This window comes from Brenneria sp. hezel4-2-4, assembly GCF_013155275.1.
In the GTDB taxonomy this organism is placed as follows: domain Bacteria; phylum Pseudomonadota; class Gammaproteobacteria; order Enterobacterales; family Enterobacteriaceae; genus Brenneria.
Genome location: NZ_JABJXS010000018.1, coordinates 23,219 through 42,804, shown reverse-complemented (window position 1 = coordinate 42,804; position 19,586 = coordinate 23,219). Strand labels below are relative to the sequence as shown.

Below are 19,586 nucleotides of genomic sequence, written 5' to 3'. Positions count from 1 at the left end.
AGCGATACGTTGAGCTGACCAGTACTAATGACCCGAGAGGCTTAACCTTACAACACCGAAGGTGTTTTGGTGAGAGACGCAGAAGATAAATGATATTCAGCTTGTTTTGAGATTGGTTCCGGTGGTTACAGAGAAAGCTGTAACGGTTGGAATAAAACAGATTTGCCTGGCGGCGATAGCGCGGTGGTCCCACCTGACCCCATGCCGAACTCAGCAGTGAAACGCCGTAGCGCCGATGGTAGTGTGGGGTCTCCCCATGTGAGAGTAGGGAACTGCCAGGCATCAAATTAAGAAGTTGCAGTGAAATCCTAGGGGCGGTTCTCTACTCGATAGAGAGTAGGAAAAAAGCCGCAGGCTTTTAAACGTTGCGGAGCAACGGCCCGAAGGGTGAACCATGAAATGGTTCATAAACTGCCAGGCATCAAACACGGATTATCGGAGTGACATCTGATAATCGGCAGACTCAAAGAGATGAGTCTAAGCAGCGGAATGCTGGCCCTAAGGGCAGGTATCAGGACGATACGCGTAAAAGAATCGGTGGAGCGGTAGTTCAGTTGGTTAGAATACCTGCCTGTCACGCAGGGGGTCGCGGGTTCGAGTCCCGTCCGTTCCGCCACTAATTTATTCCGGAATTTTTTATACATTTCTGGATGCATGAAAACCGTATCGCTGTCAAAGGGATACGGTTTTTTTTCGTCTCTAATGATTCTCTCAGAATAGCGGGTATCCAGAGTAAAAGTCCTACGCGGCGGAAAGAAAAATTTCACAGGCCATTTTTTATGGTGCCCCACTCTAACCTTTTGCAGCCTGTTCCAGCAGACTCTCGACGTGATAATTCAGAAGCTCCATCTTCAGGCGGCGACCCAGCAGCGCGTTTCCAGCTCATGCATCACGGCAACTCCTCATAGACACTCAGTGCTGCCAGAGTTTCCGGTATTGTCTGCCAGCCTGATGAGGCTGCGTTTACCCTGATTGCCGCGTTTGAACCAGTGCGGGTATTTTTCCTGGACGCTGAATGATGTCAGGGAAATCACATAACGCTGTTGAACGAATACAACCGCAAGCATTTCCATGAATCCCTGAATAGCTTGACGCTGGAAGAATACCGACTGATGGCTGAAAACCTAAAAATTTCAAAAAGCATATGAAATTAAAGCGAGTGTACTTACAAGATCATCGGTGGAAACATTGTTTGAAGAAAAAATTATTTGGACTGAAAAATTTTAAGCCAGATATAACCTGACAGATACCTGTATAAATAATCGTTAACTGTCAGATCAAGTCTAAACAAACACATTATTATTAATCACATAATAATATTATAAAAACAATATTTAATTTATATTTAAAATTTTATAAAAAATAAAATAAATATAAAAAATATCTTTTTAGGATTAAATTTATTTAATTACATTTAACGTAATTTAATATTCTTAATTTCTTGTTTTTTGTAGAATTAAATGTAAAAGCAATTTTTATTCCACGATTAACTTTTTTATTGATTTTATTAATATTCATTGTTTAAACGCAAACTAATAAATAAAAAATTGAACTTGTATAAAATCCTGTTTTTTATAATCCCTAGACACCAATAACTACATGTATTAATATTCCGAGCGATAAAATTGTATATCATTTAATAAATGTTGATTGGTTATTATAGGGTTTTGTTATCTTCTGTTATCTATCGGTTTTTAATTTGATATGTAAAAGTTATTAGTATAATTCTTGCTTTTTTATTGATAGGCTTTAAATGATTTTTAGGACGGTTAATTTTGAATAAGATTATTGATTGTTTTGGTAAAATTGTTAAAAAGTTTCCTCAGCATATTGCGCTAGTAAATGATACAGACAGAATGACGTATTCTGAGTTAGATTTAAAATCAACTCAGGTAGCTAATTATTTAATAAAAAATAATATGTCTGGAAAGTTGATTTGCTTACATTTAGAGTCATCTTTTGAGCTTGTTGTTTGTATTTTAGGGGTGTTAAAAAGTTCTGGTTCATATACTTGTCTCGATACTCGCAACCCCCAGCTTCGTAAAGAGATGATCTTGAAATATGCAAAAGCGGTCATATCCGATAGACCATTAAATACTCAGAAATGTCCGGTTATTAGCTATGATTCTTTGTTTGAATCCTCGTCTTTTGAGCATCAAGTTACTCAGAATAATGAGTTGATGTGCGTTATTTTTACCTCCGGATCAACTGGACAACCAAAAGGCGTTATGTTGAGTCATGATAACATCTTGAGTTTTATTAATACTCAAGATGATATCAATGAAAATGACTGTATGGCTCAATTCTCATCTATTTCTTTCGATGCTTTTCAGTTTGAACTATGGAGCCTGTTGCTAAAAGGCGGTTCTCTTTGCTTTACTTCACCCAAACTTCTTTTAAAGCGCGAAGAGCTTCAAAAAACTGTACGGCAGCAGGGTATTACGTTGGCTTTTGTAACCAGCGCCTTAGTGAATGCTGGCGTGTTAACCAATTTTATAGGGTGTCCAAGTTTTAGACGATTGTATTTTGGTGGCGAACAAGTTCAGCCAAACGCTATTGCTCGAGATTTTAGCATGTTGGATTACGAGTTGATGCACTGCTATGGGCCGTCAGAAGCGTCAGTCTGGAATGTGTCTCAGTTAGTAAAAGAAGTGATGGATCCTTTACCTTTAGGGAAACCATTGGCCAATTCCAAACTGAAGCTTATGGATCAGTCAGGCAGAGAAATCAGAGAGAGTAACACCAACGGTGAAATTTACTTAGGTGGGGATTGCGTTGCGATGGGATATTTATTGGACGAAGAGCTAACCCATCGGAATTTTATTCTTTTGTCTGGTGAGCGGTATTTCAAAACATCAGATATTGCGTATTGGGATGAAAATCGGCAGCTTATTTTCTCCCACCGAGCAGATAATACTATTAAGCTTCATGGGTTTCGGATCAATCTAGGTGAAATTGATAATGAAATGGCATCCTTAGATGCTGCCATACAATCTAAAACAATTATTCATAAAGGTGAGTTGGGAGATCTGTTGGTGACATTTTATTGTCAGTGTGAAATGAAAGAAGATGTGTTAAGAAAAAAATTATCTTCTCGTTTGCCTGAATATATGATCCCGAACAGACTAATAAAGATAGACTTATTTCCGTTGACTACCAATGGTAAAGTAGATGTAAGTGTTTTGACGGAAAAATATATTACTACTGAACCTGTCCTTATCGGTGATGAGGATATATGTGACGTCATTCTGGATATATGGCGTAAATTACTCGGAACTAAAAATATTGGTTATGATGATAAGTATTTTGAAGTTGGTGGTAATTCAGTGTTAATGTTGAAGCTTCATCGAGAGATGATAAAAAAATTCAACGTAAAAATAAAAATGAATGAACTATTTACGAGTGCCACAATCTCGCAGCAAGCGGAGCTTATTAACTCAAAAATATCATCGCCTTATTATTCATAATTAAATCTCTAATTTTTTTCAAGGGAAATTTGTCAAATTAATAAAGATATAGAATATGAACCTTAGCGAAAAAAGCTTTATCGATGTTGCAATTGTTGGGATCTCTTGTTCATTTCCTGGCGCAGAAAATAAAGAGCAATTTTGGGAACTGATCAAACACCATCAAACTGCGACTGAAATACCGCTGGCAACGGCGAAAAAAGGAAATGTGCCTGCTGAAGGTGTTTTGTCAAACGCCTATATGTTTGATGCCTCTTATTTTCACCTTTCGCCCCGCGATGCCAAATTGATGGACCCCCAATTGAGGCAGTTGCTGCAACACAGTGTCATGGCGCTTTATGATGCCAATGTCACAGAGCATCTCAGCGACAATAAGATTGGAACATTTTTAAGTGTTGGCGCGAATCAATACCTTACAAAAAATCTTGTTAACTCGCCCTATTACGAAGATGAAAATCTTCAGTACTCTTTATTAATAGGAAATAGCCATCATTGTGTTGCGACCCAGGTTGCCTATCATCTCAACTTGCAAGGTCCCGCTTACACGCTCTCAACGGCGTGCTCCTCCTCATTGGTAGCCATTTATCAGGCTTGTCGGAGCTTATCGATAGGCGAAAGTGGCATTGCGTTGGCGGGAGGCGCGAGCATCAATATTCCTCAAGGGCAGGGATATGAGTTTGTTACAGGCAGCGTCCTTTCACAATACGGTCAATGCCGGCCTTTTTCCTCTGAAAGCGATGGCACTGTTCCTGCTAGCGGCGTAGGAATCTTGGTACTTAAACGTTTGGCCGATGCTCTGACAGACGGTGATCCGATCTATGCGGTGATAAAAGGAGGGGCGGTCAATAATGACGGGGCGAGGAAAGTCGGATATACGGCGCCAAGCATTGAAGGACAACGTGAGGTTATTCAACAGGCCTTACGACAAAGTAATGTTTCAGCAAAAGACGTTGAATATATTGAATGCCACGCGACAGGAACCGCTTTAGGCGATCCGATCGAAATTGCCGCACTCGACCTGGTATATAACCAGCCAGAATTTGGGGCTGGTTATGCTTTGGGCGGTGTCAAATGGAATATCGGCCATACGGATTCTGCCTCAGGGGTCGCTGGCGTTATAAAAGTTGCTATGTCTTTGAAATATAATACCATAGTTGGTTCGCCGTATCTTAGGGAATACAATCCGAGATTGGATATTGAGAGTACGTCGTTATACGTACCTCGGGAGAACATTGTCTATCAAAATTCTTGTCCTAAAGCGGCGATAAGCGCCTTTGGCATGGGAGGAACTAATTGCCATTTGATCCTCGAAGCTCATCCGGAACCAGAAAAGCAGCCGGTAGAGAAGCAAAATGAGGGTCACTCGTATCTTATACCGTTGAGCAGCCGGAATGCGTCTTCATTAGCGTCTCTTGAGTGCGATTTGCTGGCCTGGCTAGAAAAAAATGATAGCTGTTCTGTAGCGGATATTGCAGGGACGATGATTTTTTGCCGCCCTCAGGAAAATGTGCGGCGTTTTCATCTGGTGAAAACAATCAAGGAACTTAAAGCCTCGTTATCTGCACCTAGAACGCCGATACAAACTGTGGCGTCAGGCGCTGAAGCGTTGCTAATTATTGAAGGGCAGGGAGGAAATATAAAAGGGGCCGCCGGCCAATATTACGAATATTTCCCCGCTTTCAGACATTATTTCGAGCGTTGCATTCGGCAATTCTTGTCTCAGCCTGGAATACCTAAGGACCTGGCATGTGTTGCGCTTGATAAGAACTACCAGAAAAATATCACAACGCAGCATACACTTTATGCACAACCGATATTGTTTGCCATTCAATATTCGCTGGCAAAAATGCTGGAAGATGAAGGCGTCCATTTTTCGTCATATATTGGTCATAGCCTGGGAGAATGGATAGCTGCCGCAATTGCCGGTTTGTGGGATTTTGAAGATGCCATTCGTCTCATTGCCTGCCGGGCGGTGGCGATACAGCGTTGTGACAACGGTGCTATGTTGGCGGTATTTGATACAGAGAAAAATGTGAGGAGCCGGCTTTTTAACTCGCTAACGGTGGCGGCGATTAATGGATCGCATCTTGTTGCCATCTCTGGAAGTGATGCTGACATTGATACCCTTGAACAACAATTGAAGAACGAAGGGCGTCGAACAAAACGATTGCTTACAAATAAGGCGTTCCATAGTCCTTTGTTGGCAAAGGCTATTGAGCCGCTCAAACGTATTTTTGCCACGATAACTTTCCAACAAGTTCATGCCCGTATTTATTCTAATTTGAGTGGAAAAAAGGTTTCGCTGACGGCGCTGTGCAATAAGGAATATTGGTTGGAGCAATTACTTCAACCGGTGCAAATGCTGAATTGTGTCGAGGCGATACGAGTCGAAAAAACAGTCTGTGTCGATCTTGGCCTGAGCGGTGCAATGGAGCAAATTGTGCTGGGCTGTCACCCCTCGAGCCGGGAACGATTCGTTGCGGTGAGATCGGTTCCGGTTCAGGAAGGAGAGGTTGCGCTACTTGGATTGCTATGGACTCACGGTATTGCTATAGATTGGCAACGGAGGCTGTCCGAAAGATGGCGAAAATGCAACCTGCCAGGCTATGTTTTTAACCAAAAGGAATATTTCCATCAGTCAACGCCAGCCACTTTGCGACACAAAGGTAAACTACCTGTCGCTCAATGGTTATATCGTGACTGTTGGGCAATTGAACCAACTTCTCTCAAAAGCTGCACGACGGCTGAACCGTTAAATGAATATCGCCATTGGTTTCGCCGGGAACACGAACTCTTTTATATCGGCTTCCAGGACGTTGACGCCATCACTCCGGAGCATCTGAACATATTTTTGGCTGAATTTAAGGCCATCAGCCATGAATGCGAAATGACCGCCTATGTCGTGATTTCAGATTCGCCCCAGCCACTTGCTTTGCAGCAACAGGATTGTTATAGGCGAGCGTTGAGCTCGTTATGTCAAGTTATCCCACAGGAAAATCCTGGGCTTTCCATGAAGTTGCTTAGTTATACCGGCACCTTGGAGCATGTGCTGAATGCAGATCTTTCCACGGTGATGAACCGAGCTAATGTACTTCATATTGATACTGATCGCCTCTGGTATAAACAATATGTTCCTGTCGATCCTTCATTGAAAGATCCGTTCGTTTGGCCAGAGCAAGGATATGTGCTCATTACGGGGGGATTAGGAAAGGTGGGCTTGATTTTGGCCGCGCATATTATTGCTCACTCCGAACTCAATGTTGTGCTCACGGGGCGGAAATATGCCGATGCGCCAATCAGGCCGCTTTATCAACTGAGTGAAAGCGCCATTACGTCGATTGAAAATGATGTTGCGTTTGAAGCGATACATCATTCTGAACGGGTGTTTTATGCCTCGCTTTGTGTCACACAGCAACAAGATTTTCAGGATCTCGTTGAACGGCTCAATTGCAGGTTTGGGCCGATCGTCGGTATTGCACACTGCGCGGGTTACACCAATCCAGAGGGATTAATGCCGCTGTTTTCCGCAACGGAATCGAATATTGAACGCCATTATCAGGCAAAAGTGGATGGCATGACCTCGCTTACAAAAATATGCGCTAAATATGAGCCAGAGTTCTGTGTATTAATGTCCTCTATCTCAACGGTACTCGGCGGGATTGGCTTGGGCATCTACGCATATGTGAATCAGTTTATGAATGAATTTGTGTTCACCCGGTGTGGTGCCAAAACCCGCTGGTTGAGCGTATCGTGGGACGGATGGAATTTGCATGACGATCCTAACTTGTCTAATGAAGTCAAACAATTAGCTATTAATAATCAGGATGCTGATGAGATTTTCTCATCAATGTTCGATCTGTTGTCTCTACGGCATTTTATTGTTTCCACTCACAACCTGCATCAACGCTTAGCTCAATGGGTGAGTGGACCAATACCGAATGGACATACGCGCCATTCATTAGATCGGACTCAGATAGCACAAATCGTACGTGAGGTTTTTTGCCGAGTGCTTGAAGTAGAAGAGATTGATGATCACAGCAACTTCTTTTCGCTGGGTGGGGAATCCGTGATGTTCACGTCGCTGATGGCAGAAATAAAGAATTCACTGGGAGTAGCGCTGCCGCTGCATGAATTCATGAATATTCCCACGCCAGAGCACATTATCGATGTTATCACTAACACTTTAGGCAAGACGGTTGTCGACAGAGATAGGGTTTCAACCGTAGTGAAGAAGATATTTGTAGATTTGCTTCATATTGACGCGGTCGATGAGGATAGTCATTTTTTTGACTGCGGCGGCGACTCTCTGATTTTTACGCAATTGTCACAATGTCTTCGTCGCAAATTAGGCTTTGAGCTGGCTCTACACCGATTTATCGATCGCCCCACGGTAGGTCGTATCGTTGACCTAATTTGTCCAATGGATGAATCCGATTCCGGCGGTGAATATAATGATCTGTTGTTGCCTGACGATTTATTCCCTGTCGAACCATTGATGAATGACGCACGTTCCGATTTAAATAAGGTGTTTCTTGTCACGGGAGCAGCTGGGTTGCTGGGAAGTAACCTGGTGCTTGAGCTGCTGCGAAATGAAAGCGTGACTCGCGTGGTGGCGTTGGTTCGAGCACACGATGGTCAGACAGCTTATCAACGTGTTACAACGCAACTGAGCCGTTTTGCACCCGAGCAAGAGCTATCAAAGCTTTCTGTGATAAGTGGTGATGTGTCACAACCACGACTGGGTCTCTCAGACGAGGATTATCAATCTGTGTGCGAGAATGTCACTGATATCTTGCATAATGCTGCCAGAGTAAACCATATTCTCGACTATAGTAGTTTAAAGAGCACCAATACGTTTAGCATCTTGGAAATCTTGGCGGTTGCTTCGGTATTCAGACCGAAAAATATCCATTTTGTTTCAACGCTAGCCGGCGTATTTGAATTGGACGAACGTGCGCGGTACGTAGAGCAACTTCCCTCGTTATCGTCACGTCCACAACCTCAATCCAATGGTTATGCTCGCTCCAAGTGGGCGGCGGAAGTTCTACTGCGGCAAGCCCGGGAAAGAGGTTTTTCCATTAATGTTGTGCGCCCTTCAAGCATTGTCGGCCATTCGACTCTTGGAACTTTTAATGCTGAGCACGATCATTTGTGGTTATTCATAAAAGGTTGTCTCCAGTTAGGAAGTTTCCCTGACATTAATAATGAAATCAATATTACCCCTGTCGATTTTATGGCCCGACTCATTATCGCTATCTGTTTGAGCAATAAAAATAAGGTATACAATGTTCCGAATCCAAACATCGGACAAATGAATGACGTATTTAATATATTGAATCGCCGTGGCTATGTTATTCACGGAGCGGATCATAAAACTTGGCTTATTCGGGATTTAGCCAAAGTGGGCAAAGAGAATGCCTTATATCCCATTTTATCGTATTACACCTACCAGAATGACGATAAGCCAGTGATCAGCCATGACTATAGAAATGTGAATGTTATTAATACAGAAGAAATTATGACCGGACAAGGGATGAAATTTCCCAAACCTGAAGAGTTTATTTATAAGTTAGTGGAGTTTTTGGATAATGACCAGTTTTTCACCATTTAGCAGAAAAAACCAAGGTTTATCTTTGACTGCCGAGTTATTTGCTGAGATTGTTGGAAAATCTGGGCACTCCGTGGCGCTGTCTGATGCTCATCGCCAGCTCAATTATAATGAACTTGATAGTATATCAAATAGAGTTGCCAATTATCTTGTCGATCATTTTCCTCATGATAATCGGCCTGTCTTAGTATATATGGACAGAAGTTTAGAAGCTGTGGTTGTAATATTGGGGATTGTTAAGACGGGCAGGGCTTATCTGCCTGTTGATAAAAGCTACTCCGTGGCGCAGTTAGATTATATTTCCCAAGACAGCCATGCCTCTGTCGTGATATCCGATCAACATCTTGAAACAGAGTTGACGTTTTGCCTTGCGCGATCTCTTTTAGAGTATGAGAATGATGCAAAACCGAATACTGAATATGATCCGAAAAGCCCTGCTTATATTATGTATACCTCTGGCTCGACAGGGCTGCCCAAAGGGGTAAAAGTGGACCACTCAGGCATTATACGATTAGTCGTAAATGCCAATTATATAAATAGTAATGGTTTGGAAGCAACGGCGCATTGTTCCTCGATAGGATTTGATGCATCGACGTTTGAGATTTGGTATCCATTACTTAACGGTGGCCGAATATATGTTATCGATAAGCAGGATGTTCTTGATTTCGAGCGGCTAGAACAACAATTAATCTTTGGCGGCGTCGAAACTTTATGGCTGACGGTGGCGTTATTTAATACCATTTTTACTCACTATCCTAATGCGCTTTCTCATTTGAAAAATCTGTTGATTGGCGGGGACGCGCTCAATATTGAGTTGGTTCGCCAATTTATGTCCAGCCCATATTGTCATTTAACTTCTTTTATTAATGGTTATGGCCCAACGGAGAATACTACGTTTACGACAACGTATGACATTTTCCAATTATCACCGGATCATTCAAGTGTTCCTATTGGTAAACCCATCAATGGAACGCAGGTTATGATTGTCAGTGATCATGGCAATGCCATAGTGGATGGCGAAGTCGGGGAGCTATGGGTGAGCGGCCTTGGGCTCGCCCAAGGATATACGTGCGAGCAGGAAACGAAGAAGAAATTTGTAGAGATTAACGGCTGTTGGTATTACAAAACCGGCGATCTGGTGCGTCGGCTTCCCTGTGGAAACCTAGAGTTTATCGCTCGGAAAGACCATGAAGTAAAAATACGGGGATTGAGAGTCAATCTCTCACAGGTTGAGCAAATCCTACAGGAAATTAATGGCATCAATGTGTGCTATATCCGGCCAGATCCTGATCAGGCAAACCAGACGCTGGTTGCCTATATTGAGGTTTCTCCAGCAGAAATACCGCTCACTCCGTCAGAAATTAATACGCACCTAGCTCAACGCCTGCCTCGCTATATGATACCTGAGCGTATGGTATTGTTGAATGCGATCCCATTAACCCGAAACGGTAAGGTTGATATTAACGCGATTGAATCAAATATACAGTCCACTCAGGATGAGCAGTGCTTGCAGCAAGCGGATAATCTTACTAACGAAATTGAGAGATTATACCGGAGTCTTCTACCTCAAGCGAAACAGGCCGTCGCGGAATGTGATTTTTTTGAGTTGGGGGGGAGTTCTCTACAAATTTATGAGGTAATTCATAATATTGCATCGAATTTTGGTGTCAGATTACGGGTGGATGAATTTCTCAAGCATAGCCGTGCGGTTGAGCTGGCATTATTAGTCAGAACAAAAATGAGCAAAGGCGAAACCAACTGCGAAAGCGTTGAAACATTTATATCAGCACGCGTTCCGATGTCTCCAGCTCAAAAACGTCTTTGGTATATTGAGCAATTAAACGAACAGATATCCCCAAATTTATTGGTGTTCGGTTATAGGCTGGATGGTGAAATAGATGCAAATAATCTTCAGGTAGCCTGTCGTGCGGTTGTTGAAAATAATGAGGCGCTCCAGACGGTATTTTGTGAAGCCGAAGGAGAGGTATTTCAAGAATCTTCCGTAGCTGATGTGGATTTTATCATACTCACGGATAGGTGTTGGCAAGCGGTTTACGCCGAAGAAGTGAAACAGCCGATAAACCTGTCGGTTGGGCCGTTGATCCGTTTTCGCTTTATCACTAACGGTACAGATCAGCATACTTTACTGATTTTTTCTACTCATTTGGCACTGGATGGCTGGTCGGTTAAGTTATTGATTCAACAATTATCCGCGTATTATGAAAATTTAAGCAATGGGCTGCCTTTATCTGGTAAAACAGATAATGATTATCTGAGCGCCACACGGAAAATGTTGGCCTATCGCGCCAGCCCAAGATTTAAAGACGACCTCTCTTATTGGGCGTCCTATCTCAATCAGTGTGTTATTCCAACAATCATCCCAAGAGCAGAATCTAAGATCGCTGTAAATCAACAAAATCATCGCGAAAAAAATCAATACTCAATATCTCTGAGTAAAGAACTCATGCGATCGATTTATGCCTCTACACAGCGTGAAAATATCAGTTTATTCAGTTATTTGCTGTTCTATTTTGGTAAGGCGCTTGCTGATTTTGCCATATTGGATGAAGTGGTAGTTGCCGTACCGGTTGCAAATCGTGAAGAGTTTGCTCAGACGATAGGGATGTTTGTAAACACTATCCCGGTTCGGCTGAATTATAAAGACAATCTCTCACTTAGTGACGCGCATAAAAATATACTGCAATGTTTACAGCATTCCCAAGTGTATCTGGATGAGATGACGCATAATGATAGCGATGTGAATTTACATTCACTACAGACCGGGATAGTTTTGCAAAACAGTGGGCATGATAATTGCTTAGAGATTGCCGGGTGCGAGTCTCGATTTATGAAGATGCCTATAGAACAAGCAATGTTCGATCTCTTTTGCCACTGTACATTGGTTAATGAGGGGATGCTATTAACTTTCGAGTACAATAGCGATTATATCTATTCAGCGTACGTTAAAAGCCTTATGGCGTTGTTCAAACAGCACTTAATGGCGTCGGCAGGCTATCCATGTGAGCCTGATATCCCTTCTCGATTGGCTCAATTGGTTACCGCTCCTTCTTTAGTGCCCATTGCTTTTGAAGCGTGTCTTAATAACGTATTTGAACAGAGGGCTAGTGCGATAGCGGTTGTCGATGAACTCTGCGAATATTCTTTTTCTCAAATGTCCAAAGACATCTCGCGGACACGTCATTTCCTAAATGAGCAGGGCGTCCAGCCTGGTATGCGTATCGGCGTGACTGGCATACCATCGTATCAATATATTGTCGCCATTTTTTCGATTTTATTAAATCGTTGCTCATTTGTACCATTAGACCCTCATTACCCGAACGAGAGGCTTTCATTTATTATCGATGACGCTGAAATCTACGGGACCCTGTTAATTAATATTGACGACAAACCGTCGGAAGAAAGGCGCGATTTTGATCATGCATCGTTTGATTTTTCATGTAATGCGAGGTCATCTCTTAAAAAAGGGCGACATGGGGAAGCATGCGTGCTTTATACCTCTGGATCGACGGGAACGCCCAAAGGGGTGGAAATATGTATTGATTCGATTATGCGGCTGGCTCAGTCTCCCAATTTTTTGCAACTGACTTCGAATGATCGCTTTTTAGTCACTTCGTCCCCAGCCTTTGATGCATCTTTATTGGAGATTTTTGTACCTTTACTCAATGGCGCCAGCTGCGGCACTGTAGCAAAAGAGACGCTATTGGATTATGAAAAGCTGGAGACGCAATTAAAAAACAAGGAAATTAATACTGCGTGGCTAACGGTTTCATTATTTAATGACATTGCGTCATCCCGCCCTCAGGCGCTTCAATCTCTCGATAACTTACTTACCGGAGGCGATGCTCTGGATATCACCATCGTGAGAGCGTTTATGTCCAGCCCGTATTGTCGGCTCAAGCAATTTGTGAATGGCTATGGACCAACAGAGTGTACGACATTTTCGACGTGGTTTAATATTTTTAATCTCACTTCCTGTCATACTTGTGTACCCATCGGTAAGCCGATAAACGATACTTTTGTTTATGTTCTCGATAGTGAAATGATGCTCTGTCATCCCGGCCAGGTCGGAGAAATCGCTATTGGCGCTCCCTGGTTGAGACCGAACTATAACCGCAGGGAAGCGCTGAATAGCGAGAAGTTTGTATCTAACCCCTATTATCATTTTGATGATTGCCGCTATCTTTACTTATCGGGAGATATTGCCCGCTACAACGGTACAATGGATGTCGAGTACATTGGTCGGCGTGACAAAATGGTGAAGATCCGCGGCAATCGCGTGGAGCTTAGCGGTATTAATAAAGTCATTTCAGGTCATCCGAAAATCAAAAACTCGCATGTTTGCGTCGTTGAGCGGGATGTGAAAATGATTTTCGCTTATGTTGTCAAAAGGAATTCGGTTGAAAATGATACTTCACTCCGCGTTGAGATTTTATCTTATTTACGATCCAAGCTTGAGCCTTTTCAGGTTCCATCCGTTATTCTATTTGTTGAAGAAATACCACTGACGGTCAATGGAAAAGTCGATACAAAATGTTTACCTATCGAAGCCATAACCCCCATAAATTCAGTGATAGCTCCGAAAAGTGAATTGGAAAAACAGTTGCATGCCTACTGGTTGCAGTTGCTGGGGATAGATGATTTTTGCATACATGACCGTTTTTTTGATATTGGCGGACACTCGCTGCTAGTTCCTAAAATTGTGCATCATATTTTTGAATTGACAGGTATTAAACTTTCTTTTATTGAAGTTATTGAGTATCAGACAGTTTTCAAACTATCGGAATATCTCGGAAAATATACCGGACAACATCAAGGTAATCATGGAAATAATCTTGTTAAAACTAAAAAACAAAGTTATTTGGCAACGTCGCAACAACTCAATCTTTACTTTTCTAATGAAATGGCAAGTAACAAATCTTTATATAACATTCCCGTTTCTCGATGCTTTTCACGCTATTTTGAAGTTGAGAGGATGAAGAAAACGGTAGAGGTGGTATTTAAAAATGAACGTGTATTGAATTTTAAGTTTGGGTTTGATAATAATGAAGAACTCTTGATGGTTAGGCAGGAAGAAAGCCAATTTAAACTGAGTGTTTTCCCCTTATTAAACAAAGAGGATGCTTATTGCAAAATGAGGGAACTGGCTGAGAAGGTTTTTGATCTTCATGATTTTCCGCTTATTGAATGTTGCTACTTACCGCTAAAGAACTCAGCTGAGTCATTCCTTTTTATCAACGTCCATCATATCATCGCGGATGAGATGAGCCTTAATCATTTGTTTAGTTCTATCGTTGATTATTATGATAAACAATATCTTCCGAAACCACATTACGATTATTTAGACTATTGTGAATATATGCATATCGTTACAGCGAGAGGTTCGGTGGAGAAGTCTCACACTTACTGGAGCGAAGCGTTTAAAAACTATCAGGGCAAACTTAAATTCACCACTAAAGAACGCACAAACTATCCTGACCATCTCTGTTATCGTCAACGATTCAGGTTGCAAAAGCAGCACGTTGAGTTAATCAAAAAACTGGCGTATACTCTTCAATGCTCAGTTTTTGAAGTCACTTTTGCGCTATATCAACGCACTGTCGGACTGATTTCCGGCCAAGATGACATCGTCGTCGCATTTCCGTATTCGCCACGAGTGGATCTGGGAATAACTGATGTGGTTGGGTATTTTGTCGATCTGCTGCCTGTGCGAACTCAATTCGAGCGGTGGGCTGAGTGGTCACTATCGCTCCTTAAGGAGCTGGTGCGAAATAACCGCCTTTACATTAAGCTAAGACCTGCAACGCAAACCATCCCTTTTATCTCGGATATCCGGCGACATGAATATTATGCCCCGCTGGTACAAAATGTATTCTCTTTTCATCAAACGGAAGAGAACGGCGCTTATGGGTTGGATGTCGACCTGGATAATCCATATTGTCGATTTGATACGGTCTTCAATATGACGTATTCCGGGGGCGGCATTATTGCCGATCTGGAATGTGCTCGCGATATTTACTCAACGGAGATCTTACCATTAATGTTTAACACATTTGTATCAGTGATTGAACAAACTGAAAACCAATTTATGTTGTCTGATTTTGATTAGACAGATTTTAGGCTCTTGAGATTCAATCCATTTTTGATCTCAATAATTGTTTTATACCCCAAATAATTTGAGTTGCGGGAGGACGGCAACGTAACGAATTTCCGGTAGCGGGGGAGCGAAAAAAGCCAATGCACCTGTAGCTTGAAGTATAACGGGTATAGAAGGGAGGTAATTTTGGCAGTAAGAGATATTATAGAAGTACCTGATGAGCGTTTGCGAGTGACCTACTCTCATGTTGAAAATATTAGCTCGGTACAAAGTTTAATCGATGACATGTTAGATACGCTCTATGCGACAGATAATGGCATCGGCCTTGCCGCTCCGCAGATTGGCTACAAAGATGCGGTGATAATCATAGACATTTCTGAGCAAAGAGACCGGCCGCTTATCATGGTGAACCCTGAGATCATCATCACAGAGGGAAACATTAAGAGTGAAGAGGGATGCCTGTCAATTCCTGGTACTTATGCGCAAGTGAATCGTTATAAGAAAGTGAGAGTCAGAGCATTAGACCGGGATGGGAAAGAGATTTTTGTAGAAGATGATGGTTATTTAGCTATAGTTATGCAACACGAAATTGATCATCTTCATGGGAAAGTATTTATTGACTATTTATCACCTCTAAAATATCAAATGGCCATCAAAAAAGTTAAAAAAATTAGAAAGCTAAGTAAGTAATTTTCTTGATTTTACCATAAGGATATTCAATGAATATTGAAATGTTGAGGGATTTTATTTCTCCGATTCATCAGGTAAAGTATCTGATGAACTTTGGCGATGCGGAGTTCAGTAAAAGAATGCTCAAAGAGCATTTAAGTCAAGAGAGCGAATTCGCGAGTCGTACGATTCAGGAAATAGATCGGCAAGTGGATTTTTTGTTCAATGCTTACTTACGGCCTCAAAAAAAGGTACTCGATCTGGCATGCGGTCCCGGTCTATACACTTCGCGTTTTGCTGCTAAAGGTGCATATGCGACAGGTTTGGATATTTCTCCTTCCGCCATTGAGTACGCTACTGCGCGTGCTGGTGATTTAGAGAAATATCAACAAATGGATCTTGAAGAATATAATTTCCAAGGGGAATTTGATCTTGTCATTATGTTATTTGGAATTATTAACAATCTAAGTAATATTGATGCATTGTTGAATAAACTCAGAAAAAACCTTACACCCAATGGAAAGCTGGTGATTGAGATGATGAAAGTCGATTTCATGAAAGCGCTGGCGAATGAAGATGGGACATGGGAATATCTTGAAAATGGAGGGCTTCTGAGCGAGTTGCCCCACTATAAATTGATCAGAAGAGTGTGGGATCAACAACAAAAAAGACTAATTGATCGCAACATGCTCATTGATAATAAAGCTGAAATAAACATGTATGAAGGGATATTTCATGGGTTCTATCTTGGTGATATCAATAAATTGTTTGAGAGAAACGGCTATCTACCAGCCAAAGTGATAGGTGATAACTTAATCAAGGGTAGTTTGACGCAACACTTTGTCATGATTGAAACCGCGATGGCATAGTTTAATTATATTAACTCAGAGTTAATCTGGCAGTTACCGCTTATTTATGCAGGTGCCTGTCAGATTACAGCATCTGGCTTAAATTTTTTTCAGCCCAGATATGTTTTTCATCATGTAATGCTTCCATCGGTGTATGTCCACAGTACATTTTTTCCTGATGGACTCGGGCATTATTGGTAATAATACAACCATTCATAACGATCCGGGTGTTATCATACTGCGCCTAAAAAATCGCTCGCTTAGAGCAATAACGCGAGAATCGTGCTTGCAGACTCCTTTCGAAATGGTCTGCAATACAACTCGGCTTGGCTCACAGCGACGACTGAATGTGGCGAGTTTTTTCCTTTCATAGAATAGATAAGCAACAAGATAGATTCCCGTCCGTTCCGTCACTTATTCATAAGCCCTGAGTTAACGCTCAGGGCTTTTTTGCGAAAGTCCCGACGAGGCTTCGCCGTGGTTCTCACACTCTGCGATTGCGTTGGTCGTATTAGTGCTGCCATGTATTGAAAGTCTACTATACAATCTCTATAACAGAAGTGTACCTTTGATCTATGAAGGTGTATTGGCGTACCGGAATTTATAGCAAGGCGAGGCGTGCGAAAAAAAACATATGCGATGAGATATGTAGCTGGTCAGCCGGCAGAACGTATCTTTCCACCTGGAACCATGCGCCATCTGGAGCAAGTGCTGCCGTCAGGTCCACTGCTGCTGGAGAAAGATGTTTTACGCGTCATGGTGTGGAATATCTTTAAGCAACAGAGAATGAACTGGCTTTCTGTTTTGCAGAACTTTGGTAAAGATACGCAGTTGGTTTTACTCCAGGAGGCACAAAGCTCGCCGGAACTTATTCGCTTTGCAACCTCGAACTACCTTTCTACCGATCAGGTGCCCGCAATTATTTTGCCACAGCACCCTTCTGGTGTAATGACCTTGTCTGCCGCTCAGCCAATGTACTGTTGTCCCTTACGGGAAAAAGAACCTTTGCTGCGTTTATCCAAATCGGCACTGGTAACGGTTTATTCATTGCCCGATGGCCGACAGTTGATGGTGATTAACATTCATGCGGTGAATTTCAGTTTTGGCGTTGAAGTGTATAGCAAGCAACTGGAAACCATTGGGGAGCAGTTGTTCCATCATCGCGGCCCTGTAATTATGGCGGGGGATTTCAATGCCTGGAGTCAGCCCCGAATTAGGGCGCTTTATCGGTTTGCTATGAAGATGGATTTGCAGGAGGTCGGTTTTGCTGACGATTTTCGTCGCAAGGTGTTTGGCCGGCCGCTGGATTTTGTGTTCTATCGGCAGTTAGGGGTTGTTCAGTCTTCCATTCTGGTTACGCAGGCGTCGGACCATAATCCCTTGCTAGTTGAGTTCCAGCTTTAGCTAGCATAAAAATTTACGCGACGTTGGTGATGGAAAGCAAAGTCAGGACATAAAAAAACTGCCGCGAAGGCAGTTTTTTTATGTAAAACGCTTAAGACTGCGGTTGGGCGTTTTTGCTGACATAAAGCGTCAGCCGATCGCCGGGCTGGATATTGGCATTTTTGTTAATTACCGTATTCCAGCGCATAACATCGGCGATGTTTACTCCATGACGCTTGGCAATACTGGAAAGCGAATCACCTTTACGAACCTGATAGGTGATTGACCCGCCTTTACTGCTGTTGTCAACGTCAGACACCTGAGCAACTTGCAAGGTTTGACCAACCTTCAGCGAATTTGCACTGCGTAAATTGTTCCAGCTTTGCAAATCCTTTGTGCTGACATTCAGTCGAGCGGCAATCGTAGATAATGTGTCGCCAGAGCGAACCTTATACTGCGATTCCTGCGCCAGGCGCGTTGGCTGGATCGCGGCGATATCGCTATCCGCCAGTGAATCCTTCAAGCGCTCGACGTGAGCTTTCGGCACCATGATGTAATGTGGGCCGTTGGGTGAGGTCACATTACGCTTATAGCCCGAATTGTAGCTCTTCAGTTTGTTCAACGGCAGGCCAGCCATTTCTGCTGCTTGCGTCAATTGCATCTGCTGTCCAAGATCAACTCTGGCCAATGCTCGGCTTTCGTTTGGTTTGGGCAGGTTAACGCCGTATTTTTTGCTATTCTTAAGAATATCGCTCAAGGCCAACATTTTTGGAACATAGATTGACGTTTCACGAGGTAACGCCAACGCCCAGAAATTGGTTGGTTTGCCTTTTGCTTTATTCGCTTTAACCGCTTTCATGACGCGACCTTCACCGCTGTTATAAGCGGCGACGGTTAACAACCAATCACCGTCAAACATGTTGTTGAGGCGTTGCATCATATCCAGCGCGGCGGTCGTCGACGCGACAACGTCGCGGCGTCCGTCATACCACTGGTTTTGTTTCAAACCATAGTTACGCCCCGTGCCAGGGATAATCTGCCATAGCCCTGCGGCGTTGGCGGATGATGTGGCCTGAGGGTCAAAAGCGCTCTCCACTATGGGTAGCAGTACCAGTTCCATCGGCATTTTACGTTGCTTAATCTGCTCGACAATCCAGTACATGTACGGCTCTGCCCGTAATGTTACATCGTGGAGATAGCTCTTATTCTTTAAATAACGCATTTTTTGCTCGCGGATCCGGGCGTTATCCGGAACCTCCATCTTCAGCTCGTCGCCAATGAAGTTCCACAGATCTTGTTGCGCGATGCTGTCATCATCCAGCCATCGCGCCGAGGTCTCTCGACCCTCTGCGTACCTTACTGCTTCACTTTGACTTGCCGAAGACAGACTCTGTGCATGCTGCTTGGGTTGAGAGGTATCGTAAGGCGGTACCTGACAACCGACCAGCAAGACCGAGGCGATTATCATCGCTTTAGCCTTCATATGTGTGTCAATA

Annotated in this window: 7 protein-coding genes, 1 tRNA gene, 1 rRNA gene and 2 pseudogenes; 8 read left to right on the top strand and 3 right to left on the bottom strand. The window is 42.8% G+C overall.

Annotated elements, in window-relative coordinates:
* The first annotated feature begins 165 nt into the window (after window positions 1–165).
* Together rrf and HOY33_RS19770 are read left to right on the top strand one after the other, a co-directional pair.
* Window positions 166–281: ribosomal RNA gene (rrf, locus tag HOY33_RS19775) — 5S ribosomal RNA — on the top strand.
* 258 nt (window positions 282–539) lie between these two features.
* Window positions 540–616: transfer RNA gene (locus HOY33_RS19770), tRNA-Asp, on the top strand.
* A gap of 182 nt (window positions 617–798) precedes the next feature.
* On the opposite strand, the pseudogene HOY33_RS20865 reads toward HOY33_RS19770, so the two are convergent.
* Window positions 799–890, bottom strand: a pseudogene (locus HOY33_RS20865) (AAA family ATPase); the annotation flags it as partial.
* Window positions 891–1,775: 885 nt separating this feature from the next.
* On the opposite strand from HOY33_RS20865, the gene HOY33_RS19760 reads away from it, so the two are divergent.
* The 5 genes from HOY33_RS19760 (at window position 1,776) to HOY33_RS19740 (ending at window position 16,728) form a co-directional block, all read left to right on the top strand.
* Window positions 1,776–3,467 carry a non-ribosomal peptide synthetase gene (locus tag HOY33_RS19760; RefSeq protein ID WP_172291764.1) on the top strand — a complete coding sequence of 564 codons (1,692 nt, stop codon included), beginning with the start codon at window positions 1,776–1,778 and terminating at the stop codon, window positions 3,465–3,467.
* 55 nt (window positions 3,468–3,522) lie between these two features.
* Complete coding sequence (locus HOY33_RS19755; protein WP_172291763.1) at window positions 3,523–9,078, top strand: type I polyketide synthase; 5,556 nt, start codon at window positions 3,523–3,525, stop codon at window positions 9,076–9,078.
* The gene (locus tag HOY33_RS19750; protein ID WP_172291762.1) at window positions 9,056–15,202 is read left to right on the top strand and encodes an AMP-binding protein; all 6,147 of its coding nucleotides are present in this window, start codon (window positions 9,056–9,058) and stop codon (window positions 15,200–15,202) included. Before HOY33_RS19755 ends, HOY33_RS19750 begins: the two co-directional genes overlap by 23 nt.
* Window positions 15,203–15,376: 174 nt before the next feature.
* Window positions 15,377–15,880: a peptide deformylase gene (def, locus tag HOY33_RS19745; RefSeq protein WP_172291761.1), complete on the top strand. Its 504-nt coding sequence runs from the start codon at window positions 15,377–15,379 to the stop codon at window positions 15,878–15,880.
* Between the two features lie 29 nt (window positions 15,881–15,909).
* On the top strand, window positions 15,910–16,728 hold the full coding sequence (locus HOY33_RS19740) for a bifunctional 2-polyprenyl-6-hydroxyphenol methylase/3-demethylubiquinol 3-O-methyltransferase UbiG (RefSeq protein ID WP_172291760.1): 819 nt from the start codon (window positions 15,910–15,912) through the stop codon (window positions 16,726–16,728).
* 64 nt (window positions 16,729–16,792) lie between these two features.
* Here the strand turns inward: HOY33_RS19740 and HOY33_RS19735 are convergent.
* Window positions 16,793–16,931: pseudogene (locus HOY33_RS19735) on the bottom strand (IS481 family transposase); the annotation flags it as partial.
* Window positions 16,932–17,325: 394 nt separating this feature from the next.
* Here HOY33_RS19735 and HOY33_RS19730 point away from each other — a divergent pair.
* Window positions 17,326–18,111 carry an endonuclease/exonuclease/phosphatase family protein gene (locus tag HOY33_RS19730; RefSeq protein WP_172291759.1) on the top strand — a complete coding sequence of 262 codons (786 nt, stop codon included), beginning with the start codon at window positions 17,326–17,328 and terminating at the stop codon, window positions 18,109–18,111.
* Window positions 18,112–18,202: 91 nt separating this feature from the next.
* On the opposite strand, the gene mltD is transcribed toward HOY33_RS19730, so the two are convergent.
* The gene (mltD, locus tag HOY33_RS19725) at window positions 18,203–19,573 is read right to left on the bottom strand and encodes a murein transglycosylase D (RefSeq protein WP_172291758.1); all 1,371 of its coding nucleotides are present in this window, start codon (window positions 19,571–19,573) and stop codon (window positions 18,203–18,205) included.
* Window positions 19,574–19,586 lie beyond the last annotated feature (13 nt).

Coding starts and splice junctions, on each gene's coding strand:
- HOY33_RS19740 (WP_172291760.1), top strand. CDS start 15,910: ATGAATATTGAAATGTTGAGGGATTTTATTTCTCCGATTCATCAGGTA.
- HOY33_RS19750 (WP_172291762.1), top strand. CDS start 9,056: ATGACCAGTTTTTCACCATTTAGCAGAAAAAACCAAGGTTTATCTTTG.
- HOY33_RS19755 (WP_172291763.1), top strand. CDS start 3,523: ATGAACCTTAGCGAAAAAAGCTTTATCGATGTTGCAATTGTTGGGATC.
- mltD (WP_172291758.1), bottom strand. CDS start 19,573: ATGAAGGCTAAAGCGATGATAATCGCCTCGGTCTTGCTGGTCGGTTGT.